The 16924-nt window shown below is 68.2% G+C and carries 16 protein-coding genes; 10 read left to right on the top strand and 6 right to left on the bottom strand.

The features are described from left to right. Window positions 1-21: 21 nt before the first annotated feature. The 3 genes from ETR14_RS06305 to ETR14_RS06315 form a co-directional block, all read right to left on the bottom strand. Entirely contained in the window at window positions 22-195 is a 174-nt protein-coding gene (locus tag ETR14_RS06305) for a DUF465 domain-containing protein (RefSeq protein ID WP_129383869.1), read from the bottom strand. A gap of 47 nt (window positions 196-242) precedes the next feature. Continuing rightward, a complete protein-coding gene (locus tag ETR14_RS06310) occupies window positions 243-764 on the bottom strand; it encodes a hypothetical protein (RefSeq protein WP_129383870.1) in 522 nt (173 codons plus the stop codon). A gap of 63 nt (window positions 765-827) precedes the next feature. Then, entirely contained in the window at window positions 828-1193 is a 366-nt protein-coding gene (locus ETR14_RS06315) for a hypothetical protein (protein ID WP_129383871.1), read from the bottom strand. 187 nt (window positions 1194-1380) lie between these two features. Between ETR14_RS06315 and ETR14_RS06320 the strand changes: the two genes are divergently transcribed. The 3 genes from ETR14_RS06320 to ETR14_RS06330 all read left to right on the top strand — a co-directional run bounded on the left by ETR14_RS06320 (window position 1381) and on the right by ETR14_RS06330 (window position 5907). Next, the gene (locus tag ETR14_RS06320) at window positions 1381-2391 is read left to right on the top strand and encodes a DUF4157 domain-containing protein (RefSeq protein ID WP_129383872.1); all 1011 of its coding nucleotides are present in this window, start codon (window positions 1381-1383) and stop codon (window positions 2389-2391) included. Window positions 2392-2479: 88 nt separating this feature from the next. Then, window positions 2480-2767, top strand: a complete 288-nt coding sequence (locus ETR14_RS06325) for a hypothetical protein (protein WP_129383873.1) — start codon at window positions 2480-2482, stop codon at window positions 2765-2767. 137 nt (window positions 2768-2904) lie between these two features. Continuing rightward, window positions 2905-5907 (top strand): TonB-dependent receptor plug domain-containing protein, encoded by a 3003-nt coding sequence (locus tag ETR14_RS06330; RefSeq protein WP_371416808.1) that lies wholly within the window; start codon window positions 2905-2907, stop codon window positions 5905-5907. A gap of 121 nt (window positions 5908-6028) precedes the next feature. Here the strand turns inward: ETR14_RS06330 and ETR14_RS06335 are convergent, their stop codons facing one another. The 3 genes from ETR14_RS06335 to ETR14_RS06345 form a co-directional block, all read right to left on the bottom strand. Continuing rightward, window positions 6029-6370: a hypothetical protein gene (locus ETR14_RS06335; RefSeq protein ID WP_129383875.1), complete on the bottom strand. Its 342-nt coding sequence runs from the start codon at window positions 6368-6370 to the stop codon at window positions 6029-6031. A 124-nt stretch (window positions 6371-6494) separates the two neighbouring features. Continuing rightward, window positions 6495-7589: a DSD1 family PLP-dependent enzyme gene (locus ETR14_RS06340; RefSeq protein WP_129383876.1), complete on the bottom strand. Its 1095-nt coding sequence runs from the start codon at window positions 7587-7589 to the stop codon at window positions 6495-6497. Further along, window positions 7586-8491 (bottom strand): N-acetylmuramic acid 6-phosphate etherase, encoded by a 906-nt coding sequence (locus ETR14_RS06345; RefSeq protein ID WP_129383877.1) that lies wholly within the window; start codon window positions 8489-8491, stop codon window positions 7586-7588. Before ETR14_RS06345 ends, ETR14_RS06340 begins: the two co-directional genes overlap by 4 nt. A 92-nt stretch (window positions 8492-8583) precedes the next feature. Between ETR14_RS06345 and ETR14_RS06350 the strand changes: the two genes are divergently transcribed. The 7 genes from ETR14_RS06350 (at window position 8584) to dacB (ending at window position 16908) form a co-directional block, all read left to right on the top strand. Continuing rightward, window positions 8584-9459 carry a BadF/BadG/BcrA/BcrD ATPase family protein gene (locus tag ETR14_RS06350; protein WP_129383878.1) on the top strand — a complete coding sequence of 292 codons (876 nt, stop codon included), beginning with the start codon at window positions 8584-8586 and terminating at the stop codon, window positions 9457-9459. A 34-nt stretch (window positions 9460-9493) separates the two neighbouring features. Further along, entirely contained in the window at window positions 9494-10381 is an 888-nt protein-coding gene (locus ETR14_RS06355; RefSeq protein ID WP_129383879.1) for a LysR family transcriptional regulator, read from the top strand. Between the two features lie 70 nt (window positions 10382-10451). Beyond that, window positions 10452-11486: an N-acetyltransferase DgcN gene (gene dgcN, locus ETR14_RS06360; RefSeq protein ID WP_129383880.1), complete on the top strand. Its 1035-nt coding sequence runs from the start codon at window positions 10452-10454 to the stop codon at window positions 11484-11486. Continuing rightward, on the top strand, window positions 11444-12433 hold the full coding sequence (dgcA, locus tag ETR14_RS06365) for an N-acetyl-D-Glu racemase DgcA (RefSeq protein ID WP_129383881.1): 990 nt from the start codon (window positions 11444-11446) through the stop codon (window positions 12431-12433). Before dgcN ends, dgcA begins: the two co-directional genes overlap by 43 nt. Then, window positions 12430-13995, top strand: a complete 1566-nt coding sequence (locus ETR14_RS06370) for an amidohydrolase family protein (RefSeq protein ID WP_129383882.1) — start codon at window positions 12430-12432, stop codon at window positions 13993-13995. The genes dgcA and ETR14_RS06370 overlap by 4 nt, the downstream gene beginning before the upstream one ends. Then, the gene (locus ETR14_RS06375; protein WP_129383883.1) at window positions 13992-15278 is read left to right on the top strand and encodes a dicarboxylate/amino acid:cation symporter; all 1287 of its coding nucleotides are present in this window, start codon (window positions 13992-13994) and stop codon (window positions 15276-15278) included. The genes ETR14_RS06370 and ETR14_RS06375 overlap by 4 nt, the downstream gene beginning before the upstream one ends. Before the next feature lie 175 nt (window positions 15279-15453). Beyond that, the gene (gene dacB / locus ETR14_RS06380; RefSeq protein WP_129383884.1) at window positions 15454-16908 is read left to right on the top strand and encodes a D-alanyl-D-alanine carboxypeptidase/D-alanyl-D-alanine-endopeptidase; all 1455 of its coding nucleotides are present in this window, start codon (window positions 15454-15456) and stop codon (window positions 16906-16908) included. Window positions 16909-16924 lie beyond the last annotated feature (16 nt).

A 16924-nucleotide genomic window follows, 5' to 3' on the forward strand; every position in this document is an offset into this window, starting at 1 on the left:
GGAGACGCCAGCCCTGCCTGGTCAGCCGGCCGGACGCCGCGTCATCAAGGCGGCCAGACGATCCTTCACCTGCAGCCGCAGCCGCTTCAAGCGAAGCAGCTTGAGGCTGTCGGGCAGGCGCCGACGCATTTCCTGGGTGATGGTGTCGTCGAGGCGGCGGTGAACGCTGGTCAGTCTGTAGATGGTGGAAGGCATGTTGCTCTCCGAATATCGGGAATGCCCGCGGGGCGGGCCGGATCTGCTCAGCCGTCGGAAGACGGCGGCGGCAGCCCCGGCGGCGCACGTGCCCGGTAGGAAGAGGGCCGGGCCTGCGCCGGACCCGATGGGGCCGCAGGTCTCGGCGTTGCTGCCGCGTCCGCACCGCCGCTCGGGAGCGAAGGTACGGCGCCGCTCGGCGGGACGAAGGGCTTCGCGTCCGGGCCCGCAAGCGCAGCAAGTCCCTGCCGGGAAGACGTGCGCAGGGCGATCCCGCCTTTGCCCGACGCAACGGTGATCGAGGCGGCGGCCGGGCGGGCGGCGTTTGCGGCGGGTCGGGCGGTGAGTTGGGCGCCGAGCACGAAGCCCAGCATCGTCATCACCGCAAGAATGTGGCGGACGCTGCGCGGCCGAGCGCGGTCGTCGTACGCCGCCTCGGCGGGCGGCAGAGGTGCTGATCCGCGGAGCGCCTCGGCTGACGCGGCGCGGCGACGCCGGCTCGACGTCAGCCCTCGATGCGCGGGTGCCCGCGGGCCGCGCACCCGCGGCGCGGACTTGAGTTCGTCCATCCTGTCTGATCCTCGGCAGCAGAGAGCGCGCTCCGGCGTCCCTGATTTGCAGGTGCAATCGGATCAGAAGGCTGGCGGGGCGCGTGCTCCGAGGGGAAGATAGCCGGCCTGACGCAAGGCAGCTCCAAGCGGCCGTGCGGCAATCTGGGCGCGGCGTGCCAAACCGAAGGCGGCGATTCCGGCGAGGACGACGACAAGAAGTGCGATGCCGTCGGACGAGGCCACCCCGTCGGCATCATCGCCGTCACCGGAACCGGCACGCAGCCGTGCGGACTTCTGCAAGGAAAGGGGCGAAGCCGGTGCAAGCGAGACGTCGTCGGTGAAGGCGCTGAAGGCGGAGCGGGTCGTGCCGGATACGGGCCCCGGCAAAGGCCCAAATGCATGGGTGAAGATCGAGAGCAGAAGGAGCCACAGGGCGACTCCACTCACTCTTGGCCTCTCAGGCTCTACGATCGATGCACGCGGCATCCCTTCAACTTAGGATCACGGGGCTGGATGTGAAGGCCGCAATCGCCGGGAAGCAGAGGAAATCGGACCAGCCGATGGCCGCCTCATCGATTCGTTGATTGCCGGTAAAAGCTATCTGTTTCACCTGATTGGGAAAAGCGAGGAGCGGATGATGTTGGCAATCGAGAACACCGGCGTCGGCACGGCATCGGGCGCAACCGCCGCGGGCGCGGCGCCGCCGCCGATTCCGACGGACACGCGCGGGCGGCCCGACGTCGACGCGCTTGGAATCGAGATTGCGGCCCTTGCGCAGACGGATGGCGGCGCGGCAGCCGCGCGCTACAGCCAGGCGGCGCAGGTCCTGACCCCCGTCGAGCAGGGCGAATTGTTGCGATCGATGCCCGCGACCGCGGCGTTCGGCGGATGGGACCTGCCCGGCATCCCCGATCTTCCAGGGCTGCCCTCGCTTCCGCTTCCGGACCTTCCCGGTCTGCCCGGCTTGCCGTCGATCCCCTTCCCCAACCTGCCGAGCCTGCCGGACATTCCGAACCCGATCGATCTGGCGCAGCGCGGTCTTCAGAGCCTGCGCGAAGCCGCCGACGCGATCGGCGACCAGCTCCGCACCCTGCCGCATGAGGCAGCCGATGCGCTCGCCGACTCGATGCGGGGCGACCAGGCGCGCCCACTGACCGGTGCGGAGCGCAACGCGATCCGAGCGGCCTTCGGCGATGAGATCGATCTGGACGACGTCAGGATCGTGGACGGCCCCGGCAAGTCTCCCGCGGCGCATGCCGCGTTCAAGGTGGGGGGCAATCCGGCGATCACGATCGGCAACACAATCTATCTCGACAAGGACCATTATTCGGGTGATCTCGGCCAGCCCGGCGTCGAGCGCGAATTGCTGCTCCATGAATTCACCCATGTCGTTCAGTACGAACGGCTCGGCTACGGATCGTTTGCGGGGAAATATGCCAACGACCTGAAGGACCATGACTTCGATCGAAACGCGGTCTATCGCTACGACACGCGCGACACGCGCTTTGCGGACGAGACGATCGAAGGACAGGCGGAGATGGTCGGCGATTATGCGCGCCTGCGCGGATCCTCCTTGCCGCAAGATCAAGCGACCTTGCGGGACCTGGAGAAGCGCCTGGACGGCACGGGAATCTATGGTCTCTAGCGACGCACGGCGTTCTGCGCTCGCCGTCGCGGTGGCATTGCTGCTGTGCGGATGCCGTGAGGGCGCCGAGCTTCACGTAGCCCAGGATATGCAAAGCGTCTCCTTCTCCCTGGAAAGGCGTGACGCTCCCGCCTGCATCGACAGCATCAGCGTCTACCCCTCCGCGCCCGACAGCGCCGCGCCGATATGGGACGCCAGCCGTGATCGAACTGCTGCTGGATGCGTCACCCGGCTTCGCTACGGAGAATTGCCCAACGGGTTCGGCGCGCGCACGGCCGCGGTCCCGCTGCAACCTGGCGCCTCGTACCGCGTGATGGCTTCCGGTGCCGGCTTCTCCGCGGCCGCCCAGTTCGCACGGAGCCTGCCCGAGGATTGAAGAGTGGCGCCTGCCGGCCCCACTGTAATCGGTTGCGACCATGGTCGTATATGTCGGGGGGATCGCGATCCACTAAGACTATGCCGACAACGGCGCTGACCAGAGATCATGCGCCATCAACAAAAAAGGGGCGGATGATGGGGACTATCGCGCTTGATCGGCATTTTCGTGGTACCGCTATCAGTCTTGCGGCGCTGGCTGCATCGCTGAGCGTCACACCGGCGTTCGCGCAGGATGCGCCCGCCGATCCGCAGGCGGATGCCGCCGCACCTGCGAGCGACGAGGCCCAGGTCGCGCCGGCGGCGCGTTCGGCGGGACCGGACGACGAACGCGAAGTGATCATCACCGGCACCCGCATCCGCACCAGCGGCTTCACCGCGCCGACTCCGACAACGATGATCGGCGAGGAGCAGATCACCGCCAACGCGCAACCGAACATCTTCAACACAATCGCGCAACTGCCCTCCCTGCAGGGCTCGACCGGTGCCGCCACCGGTACGTTCAGCACGTCCAGCGGCCAGCAGGGCCTCAGCTCCTTTTCGCTGCGCGGCCTCGGCACGATCCGTACCCTCACCCTGCTGGACGGGCAACGCGTCGTCGGTGCCAATGTCACCGGCGTGCCGGACATCAGCCTGTTCCCGCAACTGCTGATCAACCGGGTCGACGTGGTCAATGGCGGCGCCTCCGCCTCCTACGGCTCGGATGCGGTCGGCGGCGTCGTGAACTTCATCACCGACACCCGCTTCACCGGCTTCAAGGCGAACGTTCAGGGCGGCGTCACCCCTTATGGCGACGACGGGCAGGCGCTTGTCCAGGCGGCGTTCGGCAAGGCCTTCCTCGACGATCGCCTGCACCTGATCGTCAGCGGCGAATATGACCATGAGGCGGGCGTCGGCCCCGGCGACTTCGGCACCGATCTCGCCGGCCAGCGCGACTGGTATCGTGCGACCACCCTGCTCAACACCGGCGTGACCAACAACGGCCTGCCGCAGTTCAACTATCGCGACTTCGCCCAGCCCTACCAATATGCCTTGTACGGGCTGATCAACAACGGGCCGCTGCAGGGCATCGCCTTCGATCGCGGCGGGACTCCGTTCGCCTTTAACTACGGATCGAACGGCCAGCCGCTGGGCAACGGCCGCGTCTCCAATTGCTATCCGGGCAACAGCTTCTGCATCGGCGGCGATCTGTCGGGGGCGCCGGGATCGGGCGCATCGCTCAAGTCGTCGCTGGAACGCGCGGTCGGCTTCGGCCGCCTCGGCTACGACTTCGCCGAGAACAACGAGATCTACGTCACCGTCAACGTCGCGCAGGTGAAGACGAGCAACCAGCCGAGCCCCGGCTACAACCGGCCCAACCTCACCGTACAATGCGCCAATCCATACCTGCCGCAGGTGATCCGGGATCGCTGCGCCACCGCCGGAATCACCTCGTTCAATTTCGGCACCAGCAACGGCAGCTTCCCGGACCCGAGAGTGTCGACCGACCGCCGCCAATATCGCTTCGTCGCCGGCCTCAAGGGCGTGTTCGGCCTCGCCGGTACAGATTGGAATTACGACGGCTATTACGAGCATGGGATCACCATCTCGGACATCGACGTCGACGACATCGTACTGCAGAACCGCTACGTCGCAGCGACCAACGCGATCAGCCTCAATGGCCAGATCGTCTGCGCCGATCCTGTCGCCCGCGCGGCAGGATGCCAACCGATCAACATCTTCGGCGGCTTCACGCCCTCGGACGCGGCGCTCGCCTACGTCACGCCTGAAAATGGTCCGTTCCAGCACACCAAACTGACCCAGGACGTCGCCAGCCTCAATTTCTCCGGCGAGCCGCTCAACCTGTGGGCAGGCCCGCTGTCGGTGGCGTTCGGCGGCGAATATCGCCGCGAATTCTACCGCGTGAACGCGGATCCCTATGGCGCCGGCGTCACCCCACTCAGCCCGAACAGCGCCGAATATCCGGCGGATCCTCTGCTCAATGCGCCGCTCGGCAGCAACTGGGCGGCCGGCAACTACAAGAATGGCCGCGGCAAATATGACGTGATCGAGGGTTTCCTCGAGCTCAACCTGCCGCTGGTCAACAGCGAGCAGCTCGGCCGCGCCAATCTGAACGGCGCGGCGCGCGTCACCCATTACAGCACCTCTGGAACGGTGTGGGCCTGGAAGGTCGGCGGCACCTGGGACACGCCGCTCGAAGGCATCCGCCTCCGCGCCGTGACCTCCCGCGACGTCCGTGCGCCCAATCTGTCGGAATTGTTCGCAGCGCCGACGGTGACGACCCTGCCCAACTTCAACGATCCGTTCCGCAACGTCGCGGTGCAGGCCTTCCAGAACACGATCGGCAATCCGGACCTCAAGCCGGAGATCGCCCGCAACACCACGCTCGGCGTCGTATTGTCGCGGCCGGACTGGCTGCCGGGCCTCAGCCTCTCGGTCGATTATTACACGATCAAGCTGAACGGCGTGATCTCGACCTTGACGGCGGACCAGATCGTCCGCTTCTGCTTCGAGGGCAATCAGACCTTCTGCGGCGGCTTTGTGCTCGACAGCCCGGTTCAGGGCGGCAATTTCATCAATGTCCAGCCGTTCAACCTCGCCTCGTGGAAGACCAGCGGCTTCGACATCGAGGCGAGCTATCAATGGCAGCGGCCGCTTGGGCTGCCGGGCACCCTCACCCTCCGTGCGCTCGCCACCCACGTCCGCGAGTTCAAGGTCAATGCCGGTATCGCCGGAGTGGACGTCGTCGACCAGGCCGGCGCCAACACCGGCAACACGCCCGACTGGAAGCTGCTCGGCATCCAGACCTACAGCACCGACAAGTTCAGCCTGACGGTTCAGGAACGCTGGTTCAGCGACGGCGTGTTCGGCAACCAATATGTGGTCTGCACGACCGGCTGTCCGGTCTCGACCGGCAACCATCCGACGATCGACTACAACAAGATGAAGGGCGCGCTCTACATCGACGTCGGCGGATCGGCGAAGGTCAGCGAGAATTTCGAAGCCTTCTTCAAGATCGACAATCTGTTCGACCGCGACCCCGAACCCTCACCGCAGACCAACACCGGCCTCGACGTCAACCCGGCGCTCTACGACACGCTGGGCCGCATCTACCGCGCCGGAGTTCGCCTGCGCTTCTGATCCACCGGGCTCTCCGCCTGGGCCGGCGAAGATGAGGAACGTGCAAGCCAGTGCCGCAGGGGGAGCGGCAGCACGTTCCGCACTCTTGGCCGGCCCGTTTTTTTCGGGCGGCCCGCGGAGATCAGGCGTGCGGCTGGGCGGGGCCCTGGCCGAACGCGGCTTCCATGTCCTCGATCGAGCCGACCGGCTCCGCCCGCACGGCATCGTCCGCACGCGGGAAGATCGCGTCCAGGCGCTGACGCAGCGTGGTCTCGAACTCGTCGCGACCATGGCGCCGTGAATTCGTACAGGTGATCTCGCGGTGGATGGCATCCTTGATGCGCTGCAGGCCATCATTGCCGATCACGCCGGCCTTCACGAGTTCTGCGCAAAGCTGGAGAAAGCCGACGCTGGTCGCCTGGGCACGCAGGCCGATGAATTCCAGTTCCTGATGCAAGCGGCGCGCTTCGTTGTAGTTGCTCATGCTGGTACCTCTCCGGACCGGCCGGTCACCCGAAAGGCGCCGATCGGTTGTGCTTGTCAGGGGACCTTAACCCACGGCCCTGGTTGAGGAAATGGGGTTGATGCGACGGTGATGGCAAACACGATCAGGCGGATCGCCCCCGCGCCGTCACCGGCCAGAAGGCGACCACGGCATCGCCCTTCACCACGACGTAGCGGTCGTAGAGGTTGACGGTGGGATCGCAATGCGGCGGCACCAGGGTGACCAGATCGCCGAGTCCAGGATCGCTGCCGCCGCAGGGCGTGATCAGCATGCCGTGCTCGTCGCCCATGAAGACGTAGCGCGAAGCGGGATCGGTGCCCGACAAGACGACCGGAGCTCCGGCGTCGGTCGCCATCGCCTTGAGGCCGGCGTCGATCGTCACCCGTCCCGGCGTGTTGACGCTGATCACCCGCGTGTCGATTGCCAGCGCCTGCTCGAACGTGGGGCCGACGACCTCGCAGTCGCGATATTCGCGGTCCATGAAGATGTAGGAACCGACCTGAAACTCGTTCAGCACGCCAAGCTCGGCGTCGATCGCGAAGCTGCCGGTGCCGCCGCCGGTGACCGTCTCGGCCGGCAAGCCGGCAGCAGCGAGCGCGGCGAGAATCGTGCGCAGATAGTCGGCTCGCTCGGCCAAGGCGGTGCGGCGATCGCCGGCGGCGGTCACGTGCTGGAGGGTTCCGCAATAATATTGGACACCGCGGTAGCGCAGCCCCCCCGAGGCGGCGATCCGCCCGGCGAGTGCGACGGCAGCCGAGGCCGAAGCGACCCCGGTGCGGTGGGCGCCGGGATCGATGTCGACCATGACGTCGATGCCGCCGTCGCCGACCGCCTCCGCGATCCGATCGACATTGTCCGGATGGTCGACGACGACCGCGAGGCGCGGGATCGTGCGGGCGAGGCGGGCGAGCCGTTCGACCGCCTGTCCTGGCACGACGGGAGACGTGATCAGGATGTCGTCGATTCCGTCGGCCGCGAGCGCCTCAGCCTCGCCGAGCTTGGCGCAGCAGATGCCGACGGCGCCGGCAGCGCGCTGGCGCCGCGCAATCTCACCGCTCTTGTGGGTTTTCGAATGCGGACGAAGCGCGACGCCCTTGTCGCGCGCCCATGCCGCCATCGCCGCGACGTTGCGCTCTAAGGCGGGCAGATCGAGCACCAGAGCGGGTGTCGGCAGGTCGGCACGTCGGAGCGGGGTCATGCTTCCACTCCCGTGTCGGCCTGAAACCGTTCGAGGGCCTGTCGAAGATCGTCGCCGCAATCCCGCAGGATCGTCGCCGCGGCGGCGGGATCGACGCCGAGCGCGACCAGGGCGGCGGGCTTGATGCGGCCGCCGGCGCGTTCCAGCGCAGCCTCCGCCTTCGGCCGGCTAACGCCGCTGATCTCGGAAACCATCGTCACCGCCCGATCGCGCAGCTTGCGGTTGGACAGACGCATGTCGACCATCAGCCCGCGATAGACCCGGCCGAGGCGGAGCATGATCGTGCTCGACAGCAGGTTGAGCGCGATCTTCTGGGCGGTGCCCGCCTTCATCCGGGTGGAGCCCGCGACCACCTCGGCGCCGGTGTCGAGCAGGATCGGATGCGCAGCCGCCGCCAGCAGCGGCGTCCCAGCGTTGCTGGCGATGCCGACGGTGAGCGCACCCGCCGCGTCACCCGCGCGCACTGCTGCGACCGTATACGGCGTTCGGCCGCTGGCGGCGACGCCGATGACGACATCCTCCGCGGTCGGGTTGAGAGCGCGGATTGCGGCTTCTCCCGCCGTCGCATCGTCTTCGGCACCCTCGACGCTGACGGTCAGCGCCGCCATGCCGCCCGCCAGCGCAAAGCCGGTCCGCTCTGCGCCCCAATCATAGGTCGGCGCGAGCTCGACGCCGTCGAGCACCGCGAGCCGTCCCGATGTGCCGGCGCCGGCATAGATCAGCCGGCCGCGGCCACCGCGCAAGCGCCCTGCAGCGGCGTCCGCGGCGGCCGCGATCGCCGAAGTTTGCGACTGGACCGCGGCAACGGCAGCGAGCTGGCCTTCCAGCATCGCCTGCACCGCATCCTGGCTCGGCCAGAGGTCGAGATCGGCGAAGCGGGCGCTGATCAGCTCGGTCGACATGTGAAAAGCTCCTGTTCCACGGCGTTCCCGGCCTATAATGGCAAGGCCGGACACCATCCGAGCAGCACCGCCGCGGGGTCAAGTTCGCAGATATGGATTATTTCCTCGGAATTGATGCGGGCGGCTCGCACACCAGGGCGCGGCTGGTCACGGCCGGCGGCGAGATCGTCGGCACTGGCGAGGCTGGCCCTGCCAATGCGCGGATCGGGCTCGACCTGGCGATCGACGCCGTGCAGGCGGCGGCGCTGCAGGCGATGTCCGAGGCCGGTCTCGACGAAGGCGATCTAGCGTCGATCCGCGCCGGCCTCGGCATTGCCGGGCTCAACCGCCGCGGCGTCCTGCCCGGCCTGCAGGAGCATCATTTCCCGTTCCGATCGATCGCTTTCGCCAGCGACGCCGCGATCGCCAACCTTGGCGCCCATGCCGGCGGCGACGGCGCGATCGTCATCGTCGGCACCGGCAGCATCGGCTTCGCACGGGTGGGAGACGACATCACCACGATCGGCGGCTACGGCTTCCCCGTGTCCGACGAAGGCAGCGGCGCCGATCTCGGCCTGCGCGCGATCCGGCAATCCTTGTGGGCGCGCGATGGGCGCATTCCGCCAAGCCCGATGACCGACGACGTGCTGGCCTATTTTCACGGCTCGGCCGGCGAGATCGTCGACTGGACGGCCCGGGCGACCGCGACCGACTATGCCGCCTTCGCGCCGATGGTGATGGACCGCGCCGGAGAAGGCGACGCGGTGGCGGAGCCGATCGTCCAGGCCGCCGCGCGCCGGCTCGACCGGTTGATCCGGGTGCTGCTCGATCGGGGGGCGCCGAGCTGCTGCCTGATGGGCGGCGTCGCCGCGCGGATGCGGGACTGGCTGGCGGCGAGCATCCGCGAACGGCTGAGCGAACCATTGGGCGACGCGCTCGACGGCGCGATCCTGCTGGCCCGTACCCGCGCCGTCGAAAAGGAGGGCTGAGACAGGCGGGGCCGAACGCGCTAGGCTCTCCGCCATGAATCTTCGCCACATCGAGATCTTCCACGCGGTCTACGTCAACGGCTCGGTCACCGCCGCGGCCCGGGCGCTCAACGTGTCGCAGCCGTCCGTGTCGAAAATGCTGCGCCACGCCGAGACCCTGCTCGGCTTCCAGCTGTTCCAGCGCACCAATGGCGGCGGCCTGATCCCGACCCACGACGCCCACACCCTGTTCAGCGAAGTGAGCGAAATCCAGGATCGGGTCCATGCATTGCGCGAGGCGGCGCGTAACCTGCGGCGCGGGGCGGACGGGATGCTGCGCGTCTCCGCCTTGCCCTCTCTGGCGCTCGATGCACTTCCGACCGCGGTCTCGCTGTTCCTCAAGAGCCATGAAAACGTCCGCTTCGACCTGCAGACCGTTCATCACGACGATCTGCTGAGGAAGCTGTACGAGCGCGAAACCGATGTCGCGATCGCCTATCAGGTGCCGCCGGCGGCGCCGATCGCCCACCGCTGGGTCGGCGAGGGCGAGCTCGTCGTGCTCTACCGGGAGGAGGACATGCCCGACGCGCCGCCGAGCGTCGAGCTCGAGCGCCTGTGCGGCCGCAAGTTCATCAGCGTCGCCGCAAGCGGGCCGATCGGCCAGTTGTTCACCCAGGAGCTGCAGCGACTGGAGATCGAGCTGGACGAGATGGTCTCGGCGCGCACCTTCTACATCGCCAGCGCGCTCGTCCGCCAGGGCGTGGGCATGACCGTCGTCGACAGCTTCACCGCCCAGGCGTGCCTTGCGCCGGGACTGTCGATGCGGCCGCTCAAACCGCGCATCGCGTTCGATATCTACGCGATGTTCCTGATCAACCGCCCGCCCGGCGCGCTGGCCAACGACTTCCTGAAGACGCTGACCCGGGTGCTCGACACTCCATAACGGAAGGTTATGGCCGCGCCCGAACTCGCTATTCGTTGCGGCTCCGGTGCGTGGATAGGCTCTCGGCCACATGATACCGGCACCTTTCCTCCTCTATCTCGGCCACAGCGCGGACGCGCTCGGCATCAAGACGTCCCGCGGCCTCGCCGAATTCCGCCGCGAGGATTGCGTCGGCGAATTTCGCCATGACGATTCCCCTCTCACCCTGGGCCTGCCGCGGATGACGATGGCGGAAGCGGTCGCAGCCGGGGCGAAAACCCTGGTACTCGGAATTGCGGGTGCCGGCGGCAAGCTGCCGGCCGAGCTGATCGCCGATGCGAAAGCCGGGCTGGAGGCGGGCCTGAACGTGGCCGCCGGGCTGCACGAGCGCCTGCGCGACCAGCCGGAGCTGGCGTCGATAGCCCAGCGCAGCGGCCTGCAATTGTTCGATGTCCGCGAGCCGCCACGCGGCCTCTCTGTCGGCAAGGGCACGCCGCGGGCCGGCCATCGCCTGCTCACCGTCGGCACCGACTGCTCGGTGGGCAAGATGTATGCGACCCTCGCCCTCGCCCGCGGGCTGCAGGCACGCGGTGTCGCTGCCGACTTCCGCGCGACGGGCCAGACCGGCATCCTGATCGCCGGGGCCGGTGTTGCGGTCGACGCCGTCGTCGCCGACTTCATATCGGGCGCGATCGAGCAACTGTCCGAGGCCCGCGACGACGACGGCTGGGACCTGATCGAGGGTCAGGGCTCGCTCTTCCACCCCTCCTTCGCCGGAGTTTCGCTCGGCCTGCTGCACGGCGCACAGCCGGAAGCCCTGGTTCTCTGCCACGATCCGGCCCGTCCGCACATGCGCGGCATCCCCGGCCGGGCGTTGCCCGATCTCGGCCTCTGCCTGGAGCGAAATCTCGAGGCGGCACGGCTGACCAGCCCCGGCGTGCGTGCGGTCGGCATCTGCCTCAACACCTCAGGCATGGACCGCGACGCCGCCCTTCGCCTTTGCGCCGCGACGCAGGACCGGCTGGCCTTGCCCTGCACCGATCCGATCGCCTTCGGCGTCGAACCCATTCTCGACCGTTTGCTATGCACCGATATCTCGACGCGCAGCACGACCGCTTCGCACTAACCCACCCGTTCCGGATCGCCCGCGGCGTCAAGACCGCCGCGGACGTGATCACGGTGACGGTGCGGCAGGGCGGCAAGATCGGCCGCGGCGAGGGCGTTCCCTATCCGCGCTACGGCGAGAGCGTCGAAAGCGCGCTCGCCGCGATCGAGGACGTGCGGCCGCTGATCGAGGCAGGGGTCGATCGCAAGGGGCTGATGACCGCGCTCGGCCCGGGCGCCGCCCGCAACGCGCTCGATTGCGCGCTCTGGGACCTGGAGGCGCGGCAGCGCGGGCGCAGCGTCGCCACGATCACCGGCGCCGCCGTCCCGGCGCGGATCGCGAGCGCCCTGACGGTGGTGATCGACACGCCCGACAAGATGGCGGAGGCCGCCGCCGCGATCGCACACGCTCCGGTGATCAAGGTGAAGGTCGACGCGATCGCCCCCGAAGCGCAGATCCGCGTGGTGCGTCAGGCGGCACCGGCGGCGCGGATGATCGTCGATCCCAACGAAAGCTGGGATCAGGCCATGGTCGAGCGCCTGCAAAAGCTGCTCACCGACTGCTGGATAGACCTGCTCGAACAGCCGGTGCCGGCCGGCGAGGATGCGTGGCTGGAGGGGTTCGAACCTGCGGTTCCGATCTGCGCCGACGAAAGCTTCCACACTGTCGACGATCTCGAGACGGTCGCGGCCCGGTATCAGATGGTCAACGTCAAGCTCGACAAGAGCGGCGGTCTGACCGGCGCCCTGCAGGCGGCGAAGGCCGCGCGTGCACTCGGCCTCGGGCTGATGACCGGCTGCATGGTGAGCTCGTCGCTGTCGATCGCGCCGGCGCTTCACATCGCCGGGCTGTCGGACTTCGTCGACCTTGACGGTCCGATCTGGCTCGCCGAGGATCGGGCCGACGGCGTGCGGGACGAAGACGGCTATCTGCTTGCGCCGGCGACGGGTTTCTGGGGAACGGAATGAGAGTGCGACATGCCGGTCTGCTGATCGCCGCGGCTGGCCTGAGCCTCGGCGCGGCGCCGGCACGGGAGACGGTCGACCTGCTGATCCGCGGTGGTACGATCTACACCGGAGACGCGGCGCCGTTCACCGGCGATGTCGCAATTTCGGGCGACCGGATCAGCCTTGTGGGTCCGCACCTGAAGGTCACGGCACGGCGGACCATCGACGCGCGCGGCTTGGTCGTCGCCCCCGGCTTCATCGATCCGCACACCCATGCCGGGGCGCAGCTCGCCTCGGACGATCCGGCGACGCGGCTTATCCCGGGTTTCCTGACCCAGGGCGTCACCACCGCCCTCATCGGCAATGACGGCGGCGGCGATCCGGATCTCGGCAAGGTGCTGGGGAGCGCTTCGTCGAAGCCGGTCGGGATCAATTATGCCGCTTATGTCGGCCTCGATCCGGTGCGCAAGAAGGTGATCGGAGAGGCGGACCGCGCCCCCACCGCCGAGGAGCTCCAGCGCATGAAGGCGCTGGTCGCGGGTGCGATGTGCAAGGGCGCGCTCGGCTTCTCGACCGGATTGTTCTACGCGCCCCAGAGCTTCGCGAAGACGGACGAAATCGTTGCCCTGGCGCGGGAGGCTGCGATTCGCGGCGGCGTCTATGACAGCCACCTTCGCGACGAATCCTCCTACACGATCGGCCTCGCCGCGGCCGTGCAGGAAGCGCTCGACATCGGCCGCGAGGCCGGAATGCCGGTCCACATCTCCCACATCAAGGCGCTCGGAGTCGACGTCCACGGCCAGGCGCCGGCGATCATCGCGCGGATCGAGCGGGCGCAGGCGGCCGGGCAGAAGGTCACCGCCGACCAATATCCCTGGTCGGCATCGGGCACGAGCCTGGTCGCGTCGCTCGTCCCCCTCTGGGCGCAGGACGGTGGCCGTGCGGCGATGCTGAAGCGGTTCGACGATCCGGCCCTGGCGGCACGGCTGCGCGCCGACATGACGGAGAATCTGCGCCGCCGCGGGATGGCGGGCGCGTTGCTGATCACCGAGGGCGAGCAGCGCGGCAGGACGCTCGAAGCCGTCGCCAGATCACGCGGCGAGGACCCGATCGCGGCCGCCATTGCCGTGATCCGGGTGAAGGATCCCGCCGTCGCCTCGTTCAACCAGATCGAGGCCGACATCGAAGCCTTCATGCGCCGCCCGTGGGTGATGACCGGATCCGACGCCTCGACCGGCCATCCCCGCTCCTACGGCAGCTTTGCCCGCAAATATGCGAACTATGTGGTGAAGCGGAAGACGATCTCGCTGCGCGATTTCATCTACCGCAGCGCGACCCTCACCGCCGACACGTTCGGCCTCGCCGACCGCGGGCGCTTGCGGGCGGGCGCGTTCGCGGACGTCGTCCTGTTCGATCCCAAGCGCTTCGCCGCACGCGCGACCTACGAACAGCCCGCCTTGCTCTCGGCGGGCGTGCGCGCCGTCTTCGTCAATGGCGTGCTCGCGGTGAACAATGGTGAAGTGACCGGTGGCGCGGCCGGCCGGCCGCTGCCCCACCGGCCGACCCCCGGGCGCTGTCCATGACTTTGCTGAGGGCCTGGTTCGCGATCCCCTTATGGAAGCGCGTGCTCGGCGCGCTCGCGCTCGGCCTGGTCTTCGCGCTGCTGTGGCCGCAGGCGACGCCGGCGGTGCAGTTCATGGGCGACCTGTTCGTCCGCGCGATCCGCATGCTGGTGGTGCCGATCGTGCTGGTGACGATCGCCTCCGGGATCACCGCCCTGGGCGATCCCAAACGGATCGGCGGCCTCGGCGCGCGCACGATCGGCCTGTTCGCGCTGACCACCGCCGTCGCGGTGTCGGTCGGCATGGCCGTCGCAACCCTGGTGCGGCCGGGCGTCGGGGCGCCGCTCGGCAGCGCAACGGCAAAGGCACTCGGCACGCCACCGTCGCCCTATGAGCAGTTGATCGGGATCGTCCCGACCAACATCTTCGACGCGCTCGCCAAGGGCGACATGCTGGCGATCATCTTCGTCGCGATCCTGCTCGGCGTCGGGACCTTGGTTGCCGGAGAGGCCGGCCGGCCGCTCGCGGGACTGCTCCAGTCCGCGTCGGCGGTGCTGCTCAAGATCGTCGGGATCGTCATGGAAGCGACCCCCTTCGGCGTGTTCGCGCTGATCGCGGTGGCGGTGGCGGCGAACGGCGCCAAGGTGTTCGTCAACGTCGGCTGGCTTGCCGTCGCGGTCGTGCTTGGCTCGGCGATCCAGATCGTGCTGGTGCACAGCGTCATCCTGAAGGTGCTGGCACGGGTGCCGGTCGGCCGGTTCTTCCGAAGCATCATCGATGCGATGGTGGTCGCTTTCTCCACCGCCTCGAGCTCCGCAACCTTGCCGGTCGCGATGCGCATCGCAGAGCAGAAGCTTGGAGTCGGGCGCCCGGTCTATTCGACCGTGCTGCCGCTCGGCGCCAGCATCGGCAAGGACGGGACCGCAATGTATGTCGGCCTGCTCAGCCTGTTCAGCCTGCAGGCGTTCGGCACGCCGATGACTCCGACCGTCTATGCGCTGGTCCTGCTGACCGGGGCGCTCGCCGCCTTCGGCACCGCCCCGGTGCCCTCGGCTTCCCTGTTCATGCTCGCCGCCGTGCTCTCCGCGGTCGGAATCGCGCCCGAGCAGACGGCTCTGGTGGTCGGCTTCGTCCTGCCGTTCGACCGCCTGCTCGACATGACCCGCACGGTGCCGAGCGCCAGCGCCAACCTGACGGTGGCGACGACCGTGGCGCGGTGGGAGGGCGAGCTCGACGAAGAGGTTCTCCGCACTCGAGTGGACACGAACATGGCGCAACCAGACACCACCCCCCGTTCGGGCTGAGCCTGTCGAAGCCCTTCCTTTCCCTTCGGCGCGAGCAAGAAGAACGGAGCTTCGACAAGCTCAGCTCGAACGGAGCGAGAGTGGCGTGGGCCCGATGCGCATTCGTTATGATCGGGCCAAACCTGCGCATGGCCGAAACGCTTGCCCCGCAGCGCGTTCGCCCTACGGTTCGGGCATGCAACGATCCCGCCGTCCTGCGCCGCTCGCGCTCCTGTTCCTATTCCTCGCCGCCCCTGCCCTCGCCAAAGAGCCACTCCAGCAGCGCGTCGAAGCCAAGCTCGCCGAGGCTGGGCCGGGCCCCAGGTTCGGCCTGGTCGTGGCCGATGCGGACGGGCGGGAGCTGATCGCGATCAATCCGGACCAGCGTTTCATTCCGGCCTCCAACACCAAGATCTTCACCACGGCCGCGGCGTTCGCCATCCTCAAGGATCTCGACCAGCCCGACCAGAGCGGCGGCGCCTCGGTGCGGCTGGAGGGCAAGGACGTGCCCGATGTCGTGCTGCGCGGCCACGGCGATGCCCGTCTGTCGAGCGCGCCGGACTGCGTCTCCGACTGCCTTGCCACGCTTGCCGATGCCGTGGCGGCGAGGACGAAGCGTGTCCGCGACGTGGTCGGCGACGACAGCCTGTTCCCGGACGAACGCTGGAGCCCCGGCATGAGCTGGAACAACATCGTTTCGCGCTACGGCACCGGCATTTCGGCGCTGACGCTCGACGACAACGAGTTGGCGATCCGCGTCGTTGCGACGAGCCCCGGCGCGCCGCCCAAGATCGAGCTCCTGCCTTATTACGACATCGACAATCGCGCGGTGACCGTCGCCTCCGGCGAAACGGCCCTCAGCGCCGAGCGGATGCCGAACAGCCGCCTGCTCCGCCTTTCCGGCACGATCGCCGCCGGAGCCGAGCCCGAAATCGTCCGGGTGGGGATCGACGATCCCGCCCATTTCGCGGCGTGGCGGTTCAAGGCCCTGCTCGAGGCGCGCGGGGTAAGGGTCACCGGCAAGGTCGACGTCCGCCACCGCCCGCTCGGCCCCGGCGACGACCCCAAGCGACGCGGAGCGGCGCCGATCGCTCGCCCGGCCGAGCCGGAGGCACTCGCCCGCCTGACGCCGCCGCCTGTCACCGAAGACCTCGTCCTCATCAACAAGGTCAGCCAGAATCTTCATGCCGAGTTGATGCTGCGCCGGGTGGCGCTGGTGAACGGTACCGGATCGATCGCCGACGGCGTCGCTGCCCTGCAGGCGATGCTGGAGCGGGCCGGTGTGCCCCGGACCGGCTGGGACTTTTCGGATGGATCGGGCATGTCGACCTACAACCGGGTGGCGCCGCGCACGACGATCCGCCTGCTGCGCTGGATCGCTGCGCAGCCTTGGGGGACGCAATGGCGCCAGACGCTGCCGGTCGGCGGCGTCGACGGCACGCTCGGCCGCCGCTTCCGCGGCACGCCGCTCCAGGGCAAGGTCTTCGCCAAGACCGGCACGATCAACGCGACCAATGCGCTGTCCGGCTATCTGACCGCCAGGAGCGGCCGCACCCTCACCTTCTCGGCTTACGCGAACGATGTGCCCGAGGACGTTGCCGCGACCAGGCTGATCGACGCGGCCTTGGTGCTGGTTGCAGAGGAGAATTGAGCTTCATATGCCGCCG

The sequence above is a fragment of the Sphingosinicella sp. BN140058 genome (assembly GCF_004135585.1).
In the GTDB taxonomy this organism is placed as follows: domain Bacteria; phylum Pseudomonadota; class Alphaproteobacteria; order Sphingomonadales; family Sphingomonadaceae; genus Allosphingosinicella.

Excerpts from the sequence above, each read along its gene's own strand:
- ETR14_RS06375 (WP_129383883.1), top strand. The coding sequence starts at position 13,992 with ATGACTTTGCTGAGGGCCTGGTTCGCGATCCCCTTATGGAAGCGCGTG.
- ETR14_RS06340 (WP_129383876.1), bottom strand. The coding sequence starts at position 7,589 with ATGACCCCGCTCCGACGTGCCGACCTGCCGACACCCGCTCTGGTGCTC.
- ETR14_RS06310 (WP_129383870.1), bottom strand. The coding sequence starts at position 764 with ATGGACGAACTCAAGTCCGCGCCGCGGGTGCGCGGCCCGCGGGCACCC.
- ETR14_RS06355 (WP_129383879.1), top strand. The coding sequence starts at position 9,494 with ATGAATCTTCGCCACATCGAGATCTTCCACGCGGTCTACGTCAACGGC.
- dgcN (WP_129383880.1), top strand. The coding sequence starts at position 10,452 with ATGATACCGGCACCTTTCCTCCTCTATCTCGGCCACAGCGCGGACGCG.
- ETR14_RS06305 (WP_129383869.1), bottom strand. The coding sequence starts at position 195 with ATGCCTTCCACCATCTACAGACTGACCAGCGTTCACCGCCGCCTCGAC.
- dacB (WP_129383884.1), top strand. The coding sequence starts at position 15,454 with ATGCAACGATCCCGCCGTCCTGCGCCGCTCGCGCTCCTGTTCCTATTC.
- ETR14_RS06325 (WP_129383873.1), top strand. The coding sequence starts at position 2,480 with ATGCAAAGCGTCTCCTTCTCCCTGGAAAGGCGTGACGCTCCCGCCTGC.
- ETR14_RS06345 (WP_129383877.1), bottom strand. The coding sequence starts at position 8,491 with ATGTCGACCGAGCTGATCAGCGCCCGCTTCGCCGATCTCGACCTCTGG.
- ETR14_RS06330 (WP_371416808.1), top strand. The coding sequence starts at position 2,905 with ATGGGGACTATCGCGCTTGATCGGCATTTTCGTGGTACCGCTATCAGT.
- ETR14_RS06335 (WP_129383875.1), bottom strand. The coding sequence starts at position 6,370 with ATGAGCAACTACAACGAAGCGCGCCGCTTGCATCAGGAACTGGAATTC.
- ETR14_RS06320 (WP_129383872.1), top strand. The coding sequence starts at position 1,381 with ATGATGTTGGCAATCGAGAACACCGGCGTCGGCACGGCATCGGGCGCA.
- ETR14_RS06350 (WP_129383878.1), top strand. The coding sequence starts at position 8,584 with ATGGATTATTTCCTCGGAATTGATGCGGGCGGCTCGCACACCAGGGCG.
- dgcA (WP_129383881.1), top strand. The coding sequence starts at position 11,444 with ATGCACCGATATCTCGACGCGCAGCACGACCGCTTCGCACTAACCCAC.
- ETR14_RS06370 (WP_129383882.1), top strand. The coding sequence starts at position 12,430 with ATGAGAGTGCGACATGCCGGTCTGCTGATCGCCGCGGCTGGCCTGAGC.